15 protein-coding genes and 1 pseudogene are annotated in these 13,917 nt (G+C 59.1%); 10 read left to right on the forward strand and 6 right to left on the reverse strand.

What is annotated here, in order from left to right:
* Nucleotides 1-87, reverse strand: an 87-nt coding sequence (locus MHZ97_RS20420) for a hypothetical protein (protein ID WP_239313698.1), incomplete at its 3' end; no start/stop codon positions are given.
* Between the two features lie 268 nt (nucleotides 88-355).
* On the opposite strand from MHZ97_RS20420, the gene MHZ97_RS22375 reads away from it, so the two are divergent.
* The 4 genes from MHZ97_RS22375 (at nucleotide 356) to MHZ97_RS20435 (ending at nucleotide 2,113) form a co-directional block, all read left to right on the forward strand.
* Nucleotides 356-574: a terminase small subunit gene (locus MHZ97_RS22375; protein ID WP_309242196.1), complete on the forward strand. Its 219-nt coding sequence runs from the start codon at nucleotides 356-358 to the stop codon at nucleotides 572-574.
* Nucleotides 575-578: 4 nt separating this feature from the next.
* Nucleotides 579-737, forward strand: coding sequence for a hypothetical protein (locus MHZ97_RS22380; protein WP_309242197.1), 159 nt, complete (start codon nucleotides 579-581; stop codon nucleotides 735-737).
* A 107-nt stretch (nucleotides 738-844) separates the two neighbouring features.
* On the forward strand, nucleotides 845-1,033 hold the full coding sequence (locus MHZ97_RS20430; RefSeq protein ID WP_239315558.1) for a hypothetical protein: 189 nt from the start codon (nucleotides 845-847) through the stop codon (nucleotides 1,031-1,033).
* 162 nt (nucleotides 1,034-1,195) lie between these two features.
* Complete coding sequence (locus MHZ97_RS20435) at nucleotides 1,196-2,113, forward strand: LysR family transcriptional regulator (RefSeq protein ID WP_103795932.1); 918 nt, start codon at nucleotides 1,196-1,198, stop codon at nucleotides 2,111-2,113.
* On the opposite strand, the gene MHZ97_RS20440 is transcribed toward MHZ97_RS20435, so the two are convergent.
* From MHZ97_RS20440 to sapC, 5 genes are all read right to left on the reverse strand, one after another.
* On the reverse strand, nucleotides 2,089-3,216 hold the full coding sequence (locus MHZ97_RS20440) for an oxidoreductase (RefSeq protein WP_239315559.1): 1,128 nt from the start codon (nucleotides 3,214-3,216) through the stop codon (nucleotides 2,089-2,091). The genes MHZ97_RS20435 and MHZ97_RS20440 overlap by 25 nt on opposite strands.
* Before the next feature lie 195 nt (nucleotides 3,217-3,411).
* Entirely contained in the window at nucleotides 3,412-4,200 is a 789-nt protein-coding gene (gene fabI, locus MHZ97_RS20445; RefSeq protein WP_103795930.1) for an enoyl-ACP reductase FabI, read from the reverse strand.
* A gap of 119 nt (nucleotides 4,201-4,319) precedes the next feature.
* Nucleotides 4,320-5,123, reverse strand: a complete 804-nt coding sequence (gene sapF, locus MHZ97_RS20450) for a putrescine export ABC transporter ATP-binding protein SapF (RefSeq protein ID WP_103795929.1) — start codon at nucleotides 5,121-5,123, stop codon at nucleotides 4,320-4,322.
* The gene (gene sapD / locus MHZ97_RS20455) at nucleotides 5,124-6,119 is read right to left on the reverse strand and encodes a putrescine export ABC transporter ATP-binding protein SapD (RefSeq protein WP_239315560.1); all 996 of its coding nucleotides are present in this window, start codon (nucleotides 6,117-6,119) and stop codon (nucleotides 5,124-5,126) included.
* Nucleotides 6,119-7,009 carry a putrescine export ABC transporter permease SapC gene (sapC, locus tag MHZ97_RS20460; RefSeq protein ID WP_103795927.1) on the reverse strand — a complete coding sequence of 297 codons (891 nt, stop codon included), beginning with the start codon at nucleotides 7,007-7,009 and terminating at the stop codon, nucleotides 6,119-6,121. Before sapC ends, sapD begins: the two co-directional genes overlap by 1 nt.
* A 399-nt stretch (nucleotides 7,010-7,408) precedes the next feature.
* On the opposite strand from sapC, the gene MHZ97_RS20465 reads away from it, so the two are divergent.
* The 6 genes and pseudogenes from MHZ97_RS20465 to arnD all read left to right on the forward strand — a co-directional run bounded on the left by MHZ97_RS20465 (nucleotide 7,409) and on the right by arnD (nucleotide 13,903).
* Nucleotides 7,409-7,618 (forward strand): YdgH/BhsA/McbA-like domain containing protein, encoded by a 210-nt coding sequence (locus MHZ97_RS20465; RefSeq protein WP_103795926.1) that lies wholly within the window; start codon nucleotides 7,409-7,411, stop codon nucleotides 7,616-7,618.
* Between the two features lie 102 nt (nucleotides 7,619-7,720).
* Nucleotides 7,721-8,125, forward strand: a complete 405-nt coding sequence (locus MHZ97_RS20470) for a cupin domain-containing protein (RefSeq protein WP_224481740.1) — start codon at nucleotides 7,721-7,723, stop codon at nucleotides 8,123-8,125.
* Between the two features lie 796 nt (nucleotides 8,126-8,921).
* Nucleotides 8,922-10,058 (forward strand): annotated as a pseudogene (gene arnB / locus MHZ97_RS20475) (UDP-4-amino-4-deoxy-L-arabinose aminotransferase).
* 1 nt (nucleotide 10,059) lies between these two features.
* Complete coding sequence (gene arnC / locus MHZ97_RS20480; protein WP_103795923.1) at nucleotides 10,060-11,046, forward strand: undecaprenyl-phosphate 4-deoxy-4-formamido-L-arabinose transferase; 987 nt, start codon at nucleotides 10,060-10,062, stop codon at nucleotides 11,044-11,046.
* On the forward strand, nucleotides 11,043-13,022 hold the full coding sequence (gene arnA / locus MHZ97_RS20485; RefSeq protein WP_239315561.1) for a bifunctional UDP-4-amino-4-deoxy-L-arabinose formyltransferase/UDP-glucuronic acid oxidase ArnA: 1,980 nt from the start codon (nucleotides 11,043-11,045) through the stop codon (nucleotides 13,020-13,022). Before arnC ends, arnA begins: the two co-directional genes overlap by 4 nt.
* Nucleotides 13,019-13,903: a 4-deoxy-4-formamido-L-arabinose-phosphoundecaprenol deformylase gene (gene arnD, locus MHZ97_RS20490; protein WP_239315562.1), complete on the forward strand. Its 885-nt coding sequence runs from the start codon at nucleotides 13,019-13,021 to the stop codon at nucleotides 13,901-13,903. Before arnA ends, arnD begins: the two co-directional genes overlap by 4 nt.
* Nucleotides 13,904-13,917: the final 14 nt, after the last annotated feature.

The following is a 13,917-nucleotide window of genomic DNA, read 5'->3' on the forward strand; positions in this document are numbered from 1 at the left end:
GTAGGTGGGCCAGTTGGTGATTTTGAATTTTTGCTTTGCCACGGAACGGTCTGTGTTGTCGGGAGGATGCGTGATCTGATCCTTCAACTCAGCAAAAGTTCGATTTATTCAACAAAGCCTTAAAACGACTAACAGCATTCGCGAATAGCGCTTTGCGATGAGCTTCTAATGCCCACTCAAGCAGTGGGCCTGGATCATTCTGTTGATTCCAAATCGTCGCGTTAGGAGAATTGTAATTATTGCTATGGCTGGTAGATTTAAATGAGCCATCGTTAATCTGCAAACCATCTACCAACTTCCCACTTCTATCAAGTGTGTAAAAAACTCTCATATTTTATCCATCCCAGGAATTTAAATGGCACTCACCAACAAACAAGAAATGTTTTGTCGCGAGTACTTCATCGATTCGAACGCCACGCAAGCGGTCATTCGGGCGGGGTACAGCGAAAAGGCTGCAAGCCGTACCGGAACCGAAAGTCTGTCAACACCTGACATTGCGCAACGCATTATTAACCTTAAATCAGAGCGCAACGAAAGGGTAGAGGTACGTGCTGCGTCACCTGGTGGAGATTGACGAAATGGACGTACTCGACATCTTGAAGAAGGGCGGTGGCCTAAAGAGGGTTGGCGAGTGGTCGAAGATCTGGCGCACAACGCTAAGCGGTCTGGATACTCTCACTACCGTCACCGACTTCGATGAAACGGCCATGGAGAACATTCTTAAGAAGATTAAATAGCCGGATAAGGTGAGCCACAGGCAGAAGAGACCTTCAAGCCTCCATCTTCAAACGCGTTCCGCATCCAGAAGCCTGACGGGTTTGTCATCGTTGACCACTGCGTAAAGATGAAGCCAGGCCACGAGGTGGCGTTCCAGTACGACGGTTATCCAATGGTGGGCAAGCTGTTCGCTTCCGGGCTGATAACGCACTACGACGCAACCATCCCCGGGGAAGGGCTGAAAGGAATCATCGTGCAGGGTAAAGTTACTGCCACGATGGTCGATGATAATAATAAGTTCCGGCCGACGATCTGAGTGCAGCAACTTCGATTCTCATTTTGGGCTTCACGTTGACAAGCCGCCAGCGCTACCTGAAGATTAATCCTAAATAACAGCCATTTTTATTGAGTACATCCGCGAGTACATCATTTTAATTGCACACAGAAATCGTTTTTACGTTATTAACAGGTAATCAAAATAGACATAAAGCAACTCATCTACCTCTGCAACCTCGAGCGAGAGCGCCATTTCGGCCGCGCGGCTGAAGCCAGCTTCGTCAGCCAGCCGACGCTCTCTATGCGTCTGAAAAACCTCGAGCGTGAACTCGGCCTGTCGCTAATCAACCGCAGCAATAACTTTGTCGGCTTTACGCCGGAAGGGGATCGGGTGCTGGCGTGGGCGCGGGAGATCGTATCGGTCTATCAGGGCCTGAAGCTGGAAGTGGAGTCGTTAAAGCACGGCGTTAACGGCACGCTGCGCATCGGCGTCATGCCGCAGTGCAGCGTGGCGCTGCCCGATCTGCTGAAAAAAGTGCAGAGCCGCTACCCGCAGCTTAACTACCGCATCGCCGCGCTGAGCGCCGATCAGCTGCTGGAGGCGCTCAACAGCCATACGGTCGACGTCGGCATCGGCTTTTTCGAGCTGGCGACGCTGCGCGAACTGCACTTTCAGACGGCGTTTCTGCCTGAGCGCGGCGTCGAAGCGATATTCGATCCGGCGCAGTTCCCTGAACTGCTGGGCGACGAGCCGCTGTCGCTCGCCGCGCTGGCCGCCTTGCCGCTCTGCCTCTCCGAGCCGACCCGCTATTTTCGCCGCTATCTGGATATGGCCTTCCGCGAGGCGGGGCTGACGCCGCAGGTGATGGTGGAGAGCGCAGCGATCCTTGAACTGGTGCAGAGCGCCCAGGTGGGGCTGGGGGTGCTGGTGTCGCCTGTCGGCCACCTGCTACCGTCAATGCTGCAGGGCATGGCGCAGCGGCCGATAGCCATCACCACTATGGCGCGCCAGGCGGCGCTGGTCATTGCCGAACCGGGTCGCGCCTCGCCGCTGTCACAGCACTTCTTCGACGAGGCGCGCAGCCACCTTGAGGGCTACGCCGCTTCGCCCATGGCGTAAAACAGTCGACTGTTCCAGTTGCCGATCGCCACCGCCTGGATCAGGGCGAACAGCGCATCCGGCTGCCAGCCTTCGTTAACCAGCGGCTGCAGATGCGCGGCGCTGAAACGCTCCGGCGAACGGGTCAGCTGCGCCGCCAGCGCAACGATGCGGCCCTGGGTCGTCGGCTGGTCGGCGGCGTCATCTACCGACGCCAGCAGCACCTCGCGAACCTCATCCGTGAAAAACTGAAACGCCCAGCGGCTGCCGAGCGCGCGCGCGCAGGTCGCCTCCGCCAGCGGGGTAAAGGCGGTCGGGGCGATGCGCTGGCGCAGGGTTTGCCAGCCATAGAGCGCGGCAGGGTCGTGCGCCAGCAGCCAGACCGCATCAGCGAGATCGGGACGCGGCTGGCAGAAGGTCACGGCAGCCAGCTGCTCGGCGCTGGCGTAGCGCAGCTCCAGCGGCTTAACGCCTGGTTTCCACAGGTGCTTTTCCGCAAACCCGTCGCGGTCGGCGTCAGGCGGCGGCGTCACCCCCGGCAACCAGCGAACCGGCAGCGCCAGCAGCGCCTGTAAACCGGCCACCACGCGCGCCTGATAGCTGACGAAGCCGACGATCTGATTCAGCGTCACGATATCCGGCTCGGTCAGGCCAACGGCATCGAGCGCCCTGAGCGCCGCCGCGTTAATCAGCTCGGGCTGCATCGCCAGCTGGCGCGCATATTGCGTCAGCTGGGTCAGGCGATTATTGCTTTCGCGCGACGAGTCGGGGCCGGGCAGCGGATTAAGCCGCGCCGAGTAGTGATTGCACAGCCGCTGCACTCCCGCGACCTGCGCCACGGTCAGCGCGGTGCTGAGGCGATCGTAAAGGGTAAGTGTATGGGTCAGCGTCGCCGTCAGGCGATCGGGGAACAGCAGCTGGCAGAGATCGCGGGAGGCCAGCAGCATCGGCTGGCTGGCCTGCAACAGCGGCTGAAGCGCATTCGCCTCCTGCTGCAGGCCGAGCAGAAAACGGTCGTTAATAAGGGCTGCTTCGGGAACCAGCGGCTCGGCCTGAATGGCGTGCGGGCTGGTCTGGCTCTCGTAAAACCAGTGGTTGTGGCCAGGGTAGCGGCGTTGTTCCATGGTTATTCCTTTTGCAAATAACTGGCACGTCGCGCATGGCGTGAATCCGAAACCGTGACGCGCGCCCGGGGGCTGGCTTATCGTCGCTTAACGGCAGAGAAGGGCAAAAGACCGATCGGTGATAATTAATAGCGCGTAGCTATAAGGCGGGAAAAACAGGCAAAAAAAAGGGCGAGCCAGGCTCGCCCTTGAAACTTATTTCAGTTCCAGCTCGTTCATCGCGGCGATGCTGAAGCCGCCATCTACGTGAACGATCTCGCCGGTGATGCCGCCGGCCAGGTCAGAACAGAGGAACGCCGCCGAGTTGCCGACGTCTTCGATGGTGACGGTACGGCGAATCGGGGTAACCGCTTCGCAGTGTGCCAGCATCTTGCGGAAATCCTTGATGCCTGACGCCGCCAGAGTACGGATCGGACCGGCGGATACGGCATTGACGCGCACGCCTTCTGGACCCATCGCGTTCGCCATATAGCGCACGTTGGCTTCCAGCGACGCTTTGGCCAGACCCATAACGTTGTAGTTCGGGATCGCGCGCTCTGCGCCCAGGTAGGAGAGCGTCAGCAGGGCTGAATTCGGGTTCAGCATCTCGCGGCACTCTTTCGCCATCGCCACAAAGCTGTAGGCGCTGATGTCGTGCGCGATTTTGAAGCCTTCGCGGGTAACGGCGTTCACATAGTCGCCATCCAGCTGGTCGCCCGGGGCGAAGCCGATTGAGTGAACGAAACCGTCAAATTTTGGCCAGGTTTTTGCCAGCTCAGTAAACAGCGATTTGATGCTCTCGTCTTCAGCCACATCGCACGGCAGAACAATGTCTGAACCCAGTTCTTTAGCAAACTCTTCCACACGACCTTTCAGTTTGTCGTTCTGGTAGGTGAAAGCCAGTTCTGCGCCCTGCTTGTGCATCGCCTGCGCAATTCCGTAGGCAATAGAGAGTTTACTGGCAACGCCAGTAATCAGAATGCGCTTACCGGAAAGAAAACCCATAGCTGTAATCCTTATGGTCATTGTTGTTGGCGGTCGCATTGGTTAAAAAAAAGACGACCGACGTTAATCGACGTGCGGATTCTAGCACGTCTCAGGTAAATGGGGTAAACCAACCTGAATCAGGACTCGCGCCGCCAGGCTTCTGCGGTCAGCGCTTCGCCAAAGTGGCTGGTAATCAGTCGCTTAGTCAGATCGTGCAGCGGCGAAGCCAGCACGTCGGCGGTGCCGCCGCGCTCGACGACCTCTCCCTGATGCATCACCAGCACCTGATCGCTGATGTGCTTCATCATGCCGAGATGCTGCGTCACATAAATATAGGTGATGCCGTGCTGCTCCTGTAGCTCCAGCATCAGATTGACCAGCTGAGAGCGCATTGTCATATCGAGCGAGGCGAGGGCCTCGTCGGCGATAATCACCTTCGGCTGCAGGATCAGCGCGCGCGCCAGGCCGAGGCGCTGCTTCTGTCCCGGCGCCAGCATATGGGGATAGTAGCCGGCGTGATCGCGCAGCAGTCCCACCTGGCGCAGCGTGGCGATGATGCGCTTCTCGCGCGCTTCCGGCGTCAGATCGCTGTTCAGGCGCAGCGGCAGGTCGAGGATCTGGCTGACGCGCTGGCGTGGATTAAGCGACGTTGAGGGATCCTGAAAAATCATGCGGATGCGCTGGCTGCGGTAGCCGTAGTCGCCAAACTCCAGCGGATGATCGTTAATCACGATTTCACCGGTGGTGGGTGCCACCATGCCGCTCAGCATTTTTGCCAGCGTCGATTTGCCGGAGCCGTTTTCGCCGATAATCGCCAGCGTCTGCTTCTCGCGCAGAATAAAGCTCACCGACTTCACCGCCTCGACGTGCTGGCGGCGAAAAAGTCCGGTGCGATAGCGGAAGGTTTTGCTCAGATTGCGCACTTCAAGCAGCGTCTCCATCTACTGCTCCTCCATATTCAGCGGAAAATGGCAGGCAAAAAGGTGCGTCTTGCTGCCGCTCAGGCGCGGGGTTTCCACGCATTTGCGCTGCGCATAGGGGCAGCGCGGGCCGAGCCGACAGCCTATCGGCAGGCTCTCCAGCGACGGAATAGCGCCGGAGAGGGTGTTAAGACGGCTCTTGTGCGGCAGCGCGCGGCCGAAATCAGGCATCGCGCGGATCAGCGCCTGAGTATAAGGATGATGCGGCGTGGCGATCAGAGCGTCGCTGCCGGCGGTTTCAACGGTCTGCCCGCAGTACATCACGTTAATGCGATCCGCCCACTGGCTCATGGTGCGCAGGTCGTGGCTAATCAGCAGGATCGTGGTGTTGTTGTTCTGGTTAAGGCGGCTCAGCAGGCGAAAAATTTGCGCCTGGGTCGTTGGCTCCATGGCGTTAGTAGGTTCGTCGGCGATCAGCAGCCGCGGCTGGTTGGCCAGCGCGATGGCGATCATCACCTTCTGGCATTCGCCTTCGGTCAGCTCATAGGGGAAGCTGCGCATAATATCTTTATGATCTTTAATGCCGACGCGGTGCAGCAGCTCAATGGCGCGCGTTTTGCGCCAGAACCAGAAGCGTCCCATCCACGCACCTTTATAGGTCCAGCGCGGAATCGCCTGCATCAGCTGGCGGCCGATGCGCTCAGAGGGATCGAGACAGGACTGCGGCTCCTGAAAAATCATCGACACGTTATGGCCGACGATGCGACGACGCTCGCGCGGCGACAGGCGCAGCAGGTCGATATCGTCGAACACCATGCGATCGGCGGTGACGCGCCAGTTATCTTTGGTCACGCCGCAGATCGCCTTCGCCACCAGGCTCTTGCCCGATCCCGACTCGCCCACTAACCCACGAACTTCGCCTTCCATCAGCGTCAGGTTGATGCGGTCAACCGCCTTTACGGGACCGTCGGCGGTCATAAATTCAATGGTCAGATTACGAATATCGAGTAACGGCATTATTCCACTCCCGCCTCTACAGCGCGGCGAATACCGTCGCCCAGCAGGTTAACGATTAATACGCTGATCATCAGCGCGACGCCCGGCAGCATCACGGTCCAGGGCGCGACATAAACCAGCTCCAGCGAATCGCCGAGCATCGCGCCCCATTCGGGCGAGGGCAGCTGCGCGCCGAGATCGAGAAAGCCGAGCGCGGCGATATCGAGAATCGCCAGCGACAGCGAGCGCGTCACTTCGCTGATCAGCATCGGCAGTACGTTGGGCAGAATTGCATGGCGCAGAATATCGACGTTGCTGGCACCGTCGAGACGGGCCGCCACCACATACTCTTTTTCCAGCTCGTCATGCACCGCGCTGTAGGTGGCGCGCACCATACGCGGCAACAGCGCCAGCCAGACCGCCAGCAGCGCGTGCTCAAGGCGCGGGCCAAGAAACGCCACCACGATAATCGCCAGCAGCAGCGTGGGGATCGACAACAGGGTATCCAGCACGTGATTCATAATGGCCGAGCGCAAGCCGTGCGTAATGCCCGCCAGCACGCCGAGCGCCAGTCCGCACAGCGTAACCAGAAGCGTCACCAGAATCGCCGAACCCACGGTCGGTGCCACGCCGCTCAGCAGGCGGCTCAGCACGTCGCGCCCCAGATCGTCGGTGCCAAGGAAAAACGAAACGTCGCCGTAGCGCGACCAGGAGGGCGGCAGCAGCTGATAGCCGAGGAACTGCTGATCGATGCCGTAGGGCGCCAGCAGTCCGCCGAACAGGCAGAGAAACAGCAGCACGCCAAAGCCGTAAAGCCCAATCATGGCGGTGGTGTTGCGATAGAAATGGTGCCAGCTGCGGCGAAATGCGCCGGGCAGCCGTTTTTCGGCGTAGACGTTATCGTAGGCCATACGCCACCGCCTCAAGGGAAATCAGCGTAAAGTGCAGCGCTTTACATTTTTCATTCATACCAATGCGTTGCCTAAATTTTCAGCGTTATTGCGTCGGGCTGCGCCTTAGCAGAGTCAGCGTGACGAAGTCATCAGGGGATTATCCGTCGATAACCCGCTTGCAGGCAAGGAAAGGGCGGCAGCAATTTCGTTCGGGGCTGACGGACGCTCAGGATTTGCGCCGATAGATCGACAATCACCACGCGGTCAGACAGGCTGAATGGTACGCGCAAAAGTCGTTCAATAATTTTGTGGTTTAAAAGCAAATATCTCAGCTTTTAAAGCAGGGTGAGCAGGCGCATTATCTCTCCATCGAGGCAGGACGCCTCACCAACTGAAAACATACTTAAGGAAATGGCCATGAAAACCATCAAAACTTTCGTTGTAGTTGCTGCTCTCTCACTCGTCTCATTCGGCAGTTTCGCTCAGAGCGTGACCGCTTCAGCCCCGACGCTCGACGCGGCGGAAGCGCAGATCGCCGCACAGGCGCATCAGGCTGGCGCATCTTACAAAATCACCGGGGCTCGCTTTGATAACGGCGCCTACGTTTCAGCGGAACTGATCAAATAGCGCTGTAATATCGGTTTCAGAGGCCGCGTAATGCGGCCTTTGGCATGTCTGACGCGTCGGGTCCGCTACACTCTGTTAAGAGATTAACGGAGAGGAGAGACCATGACGGAGAGTAAGCCCACCTCAGAGCCACGCCCAGCAGAGGTTACGCACAGGCAGGTATTGCAGAGCGGAAGCGCCTGGAACGGCCAGCCGTATCACGCCTATCCAGCCGGCAAACCGCAAATTTCGGTGATGCGCATGTCATTACCCGCCCACAGCGAACTTCCCTGGCATACCCATCCCATGCCCAATACCGCCTATATTCTTTCCGGCCGGTTGACCATCGAAGATAAAAACAGCGGTGAACGCTACCACGCAGGCGCGGGAGAGGCCCTCAATGAAACCATCGACAGCGCGCACCGCGGCTACACGACCGACGAGCCGACGGAGTTAGTGATTTTCTACGCGGGCGTCGAAGGTCAGCCGCTTTCTGAGTCGCTGCCGGGCGAGGAGGCGGAGTTCTAGCCATAACGTCAGCATGGCCAGCAGCGAGGCGTCGCTATTTAACGCCTCAGGCTGCTGGCGATAAGAACCCTTTTTAAACCTAAACCGATGATAAACAATTGCAGCATCGCAGTAAAAAAATGACCCGCCTGTCTGCTTTATTTTCCCTCCCAACCTGTTACCTGGCTCTAATTGCCGCATAATATTCACGCTGATTTTTTTTTTGCCTGAATAAGACGGAACGCCTCGGTTACGCTTATTCTTCGGCCGTTTGTTTATTGCTGTCAGCCAGCGGGCAAAACGTTTAGCAGAATGTTTTCTGAAGGCGGGTAGATTGTTTCTGGCGAGAAAAATAAAATTCATAGTGTGGGGGTTTTAATTTATCATCTTGTTTTTTATGGGTATTATATTTATTTGCACGCTAATCATCAGGCGATTAATAACAGAAAAATAGGCGGGGATCTTCAGCTTACTGCATCATTTTGCCGATCTGACTGAAGCTGGATACAGGCTCCAGCTGCACGATCGCTGCATAAATAATAAAAACAAAACGCGATGCGTTTAATAGCCTTAACCCTCTTGCCTGCTCCTGAATTCCCTCCCGCGCCAGATGAAAAAAAAGCGCCAGCCTGATTAAGGCTGTCTTAAGGTTTCGCCAGCATTATTTTCTCAATCCTTTTCTGAGGCAGAAAGGCTGGCGAGATTCATCAAAGTTACGTCTAAAGGAAACAATTGCTTCATCTTTGTAAGAATTATTTCTTCAGGCGGCGCGTGAGCATTTTTTATTTTAGACATCTTGAACGGATGGAATTTAACTATGTCATTTCTCTCTTTTTCGCGGCCTTCGTTGGGTGAAGATGAGCTGGCGGCGGTCAAAGCGGTGTTTGAATCGGGGTGGATCACGACTGGCCCGCAAAATGCGGCGCTGGAGCAGGCGTTCTGCCAGCTGACTGGCAATCAGCACGCCATCGCCGTCAGCTCGGCAACCGCTGGAATGCACGTTGCGCTGCTGGCATTAGATATTCAGCCTGGCGATGAGATCCTTACGCCGTCGCTGACGTGGGTTTCCACCCTGAATATCATCACGCTGCTGGGTGCTACGCCGGTGATGATCGATATCGACCGCGATACGCTGATGGTCACGCCAGAACAGATCGAAGCCGCCATCACGCCGCGCACCCGCGCCATTATTCCGGTGCACTACGCCGGCGCGCCTGCGGATATCGATGCGATCCGCGCCCTCGGCGAACGCTACGCCATTCCGGTGATTGAAGATGCCGCCCACGCGGCGGGCTGCTATTACCAGGGACGTCATATCGGCAGCGCGGGCACCGCAATTTTCTCGTTTCACGCCATTAAAAATATGACCTGCGCCGAAGGCGGCCTGATCGTCACCGACGACGCGCAGCTGGCGGATCGCATGCGCAGCCTGAAATTCCACGGGCTGGGGGTCGACGCCTACGATCGCCATACTCACGGCCGCAAGCCGCAGGCGGAAGTGGTGATGCCCGGCTTCAAGTACAACCTGCCCGATATCAGCGCGGCCATTGCGCTGGTGCAGCTGGAGAAACTCTCCGCCTTTAACGCGCGCCGCGCCGCCATCGCCCAGCGCTATCTGCGCGAGCTGGCCGACACGCCGTTTCTGCCGCTGGCGCAGCCGGCCTGACCCCATCAGCACGCCTGGCATCTGTTTATTATTCGCGTCGACGAGGCGGCATGCGGCATCAGCCGCGACGGGCTTATGGAGGCGCTGAAGGCGCAGGATATCGGCACCGGCCTCCATTTTCGCGCCGCGCACACCCATAAATATTACCGCGAACGCTACCCGCAGCTCTCGCTGCCCAACACCGAGTGGAACAGCGAGCGCATCTGCTCGCTACCGCTGTTCCCGGATATGCGCGATGACGACGTTACCCGCGTTATCAGCGCGTTGCGTCAGCTGGCAGGAGGCTGATATGCAGCAGGAAAAAGCGATTCGCAAAGTTTCCGTGGTCATTCCGGTCTATAACGAAGAGGAGAGCCTGGCGGAGCTGGTGCGCCGTACCGACGCCGCCTGCGCCACGCTGGGGCTGCAGTATGAAATTCTGCTGGTGGATGACGGCAGCGCCGACCGTTCCGCCCAGATGATTGACGACGCCGCCGATATGCCCGGCAGCCATGTGGTCGGCGTGTTGCTGAACCGCAACTATGGTCAGCACTCGGCGATTATGGCCGGGTTCAGCCATGTCTCCGGCGATCTGATCGTCACGCTGGACGCCGATCTGCAAAACCCGCCGGAGGAGATCCCGAACCTGGTGCGCGCGGCGCAGCAGGGCTATGACGTGGTGGGCACCGTGCGCCAGAACCGCCAGGACAGCTGGTTCCGCCGTCGCGCCTCGCGCACCATCAACCATCTGATCCAGCGCGTTACCGGAAAAGCGATGGGGGACTACGGCTGCATGCTGCGCGCCTATCGCCGCCATATCGTTGATGCGATGCTTAACTGCCACGAGCGCAGCACCTTTATTCCGATACTCGCCAACACCTTTGCGCGCCGCACTATCGAACTGCCGGTGGCCCACGCCGAGCGGGAATTTGGTGACTCCAAATACAGCGTTATGAAGCTGATTAACCTGATGTACGACCTGGTCACCTGCCTGACCACCACGCCGCTGCGTCTGCTGAGCATCGTCGGCAGCCTGATCGCGCTGGCCGGTTTCGCCTTCTCGCTGGTGTTAATGGCGCTGCGCCTGTTCCTCGGTGCCAGCTGGGCGGGCGACGGCGTCTTTGTGCTGTTCGCCATCCTGTTTATTTTTGTCGGCGCGCAGTTTATCGGCATGGGCCTGCTTGGCGAATATATCGGCCGTATCTACAACGACGTGCGCGCGCGGCCTCGCTACTTTATCCAGCGTGTCATCCACCCCCAGCAAAAAGCCTCTTCTGTACAGGAATCTGAGCAATGAAAACCATCGTCTTCGCCTACGCCGAAATGGGCTGTACGGGCATCAGCGCGCTGCTGAACGCCGGTTATGAAATCAGCGCCATCTTTACCCATGCCGATACCTCGCCGGAGAGCCACGCCTTTCCTTCCGTGGCGCGTCTGGCGGCAGAGCAGGGCATTCCGGTATACGCGCCGGAGGATGCCAGTCATCCGCTGTGGGTCGATCGCATCAAAGCGATGCAGCCGGACATTATCTTCTCTTTCTACTACCGCGCGCTACTGAGCGATAACATTTTGCGCAGCGCCCGCATCGGTGCTTTTAATCTGCACGGTTCGCTGCTGCCGAAATACCGTGGCCGCGCGCCGCTCAACTGGGTGCTGGTCAACGGCGAAACAGAGACCGGCGTGACGCTGCACCGCATGGTGAAGCGCGCCGACGCGGGCGATATCGTGGCGCAGCAGCGCGTGGCGATCGATGCCCAGGATAACGCCCTGACGCTGCACCGCAAGCTGGTTGCCTGCGCAGCCGAACTGCTGGAGGGCACGCTGCCGGCGATGAAGCGCGGCGAGATCGCCGCGCGGCCGCAGAACAACAGCGAAGCAACCATGGTCGGCCGCCGCACGCCTGAGGATGGGCGCATCAACTGGGAATGGCCGGCGCAGCGGGTGAACAATCTGGTGCGCGCCGTTACCGATCCCTGGCCAGGGGCCTTTGCCTGGGCCGGAACGCTCAAGTTCGTGGTATGGAAAGGGCGCGTACACGCGGACGCGCCGCAGGCGAAGCCCGGTACGGTGCTGTCGGTCGATCCCTTTCTGATCGCCTGCGGCGAAGGGGCGCTGGAGGTGCTGACCGGCCAGAGCGATAACGGCGTCTATATGAACGGCAGCCAGCTGGCGCAAAGCCTGGGCATGGTGCCGGGCGCGCTGCTCTATTCGCAGCCGGTCGCGGCGGTAAAGCGCCGCACCCGCGTGCTGATCCTCGGCGTTAACGGCTTTATCGGCAACCACCTGACCGAGCGGCTGCTGCAGGATGATAACTTTGAGGTCTACGGGCTGGATATCGGCTCCGACGCCATCAGCCGCTTTCTCGCCCAGCCGCGTTTCCACTTTGTCGAAGGCGATATCAGCATTCACTCCGAGTGGATTGAATATCACATCAAGAAGTGCGACGTCGTGCTGCCGCTGGTAGCGATCGCCACGCCGATCGAGTACACCCGCAATCCGCTGCGCGTGTTCGAACTCGACTTTGAAGAGAACCTGAAGATTATCCGCGACTGCGTGAAGTACAAAAAGCGCATCATCTTCCCCTCGACCTCCGAAGTCTACGGCATGTGCACCGACAAGCACTTCGACGAGGATCACTCCAGCCTGGTGGTCGGCCCGATCAACAAGCAGCGCTGGATCTACTCGGTGTCGAAACAGCTGCTCGACCGCGTTATCTGGGCCTACGGCGAAAAAGAGGGGCTGCGCTTTACCCTGTTCCGGCCCTTTAACTGGATGGGGCCGCGCCTCGACAACCTGAACGCCGCCCGTATCGGCAGCTCGCGCGCCATCACCCAGCTGATCCTTAACCTGGTGGAAGGCTCGCCAATCAAGCTGATTGACGGCGGCGCGCAGAAGCGCTGCTTTACCGATATTCGCGACGGCATTGAAGCGCTGTTCCGCATTATTGAAAACAAAAACGGCAACTGCGACGGCCAGATCGTCAACATCGGCAATCCCGACAACGAGGCCAGCATCAAAGAGCTGGCGGAGCGCCTGCTGGCGAGCTTTGAGCGCCATCCGCTGCGCGACCGCTTCCCGCCGTTCGCCGGTTTCCGCGAGGTGGAAAGCAGCAGCTACTACGGCAAGGGCTATCAGGATGTCGAGCATCGCAAACCGGCGATCAAAAACGCGCGCCGCCTGCTGGACTGGACGCCGACGGTGGCGATGGACACCACCATCGACAATACGCTCGATTTCTTCCTGCGCACCGTCGAGCTTCAGGAGAAGCCATGAAGAGAGTAGGACTGCGCGTTGATGTCGACACCTGGCGCGGCACAAAGCTGGGGGTGCCGGCGCTGCTGGAGCAGTTCAGCCTGCATCAGCTGCAGGCGAGCTTCTTTTTCAGCGTCGGGCCGGACAATATGGGACGCCACCTGTGGCGGCTGATAAAGCCGCGCTTTCTGTGGAAGATGCTGCGCTCGCGCGCGGCATCCCTCTACGGCTGGGAGATCCTGCTGGCGGGCACCGCCTGGCCGGGGCGGGATATTGGACGCGGGCTGGCCGACACCATTCGCGCCGCGGCGGAGCATCACGAAATCGGCCTGCACGCCTGGGATCACTTCGCCTGGCAAACCTGGGCGGGCGTCTGGCCACAGCAGAAGCTGACTGAGCAGATCGCGCGCGGCAAAGCGGCGCTGGAGGCGATTTTAGGTGACAGTGTCACATGCTCCGCCGTCGCGGGCTGGCGCGCTGATACGCGCGTTATCGCCGCCAAAGAGGCGTTTGGCTTCCGCTACAACAGCGACTGCCGCGGCAGCGGGCCTTTTGTTCCGCTTCTGGCCGACGGCAGCCCGGCGACGGTGCAAATTCCGGTGACCCTGCCGACCTGGGACGAAGTGGTCGGACAGCAGGTCAGCGCGGCGCAGTTCAACGACTACATCCTCGAACAGATGCAGGCTGTCAGCGGATCGCCGGTTTACACCATTCACGCCGAGGTGGAGGGCATTGTGGGACTGGCTGCTTTCCGCGATCTGCTGAGGCGCGCGGCGCGGCTGGGCATTCATTTTTGTCCCCTCAGCGAGCTGCTGCCTGAGGACGCCGCGACGCTGCCGCAGGGCAAGGTGGTACGCGGCGAGATCGCCGGGCGCGAAGGGTGGCTGGGCTGCCAGCGCTAACTCAAAACAGGACG

The sequence above is a fragment of the Pantoea sp. ACRSC genome, from assembly GCF_022346785.1.
Lineage (GTDB): Bacteria > Pseudomonadota > Gammaproteobacteria > Enterobacterales > Enterobacteriaceae > Pantoea > Pantoea alvi.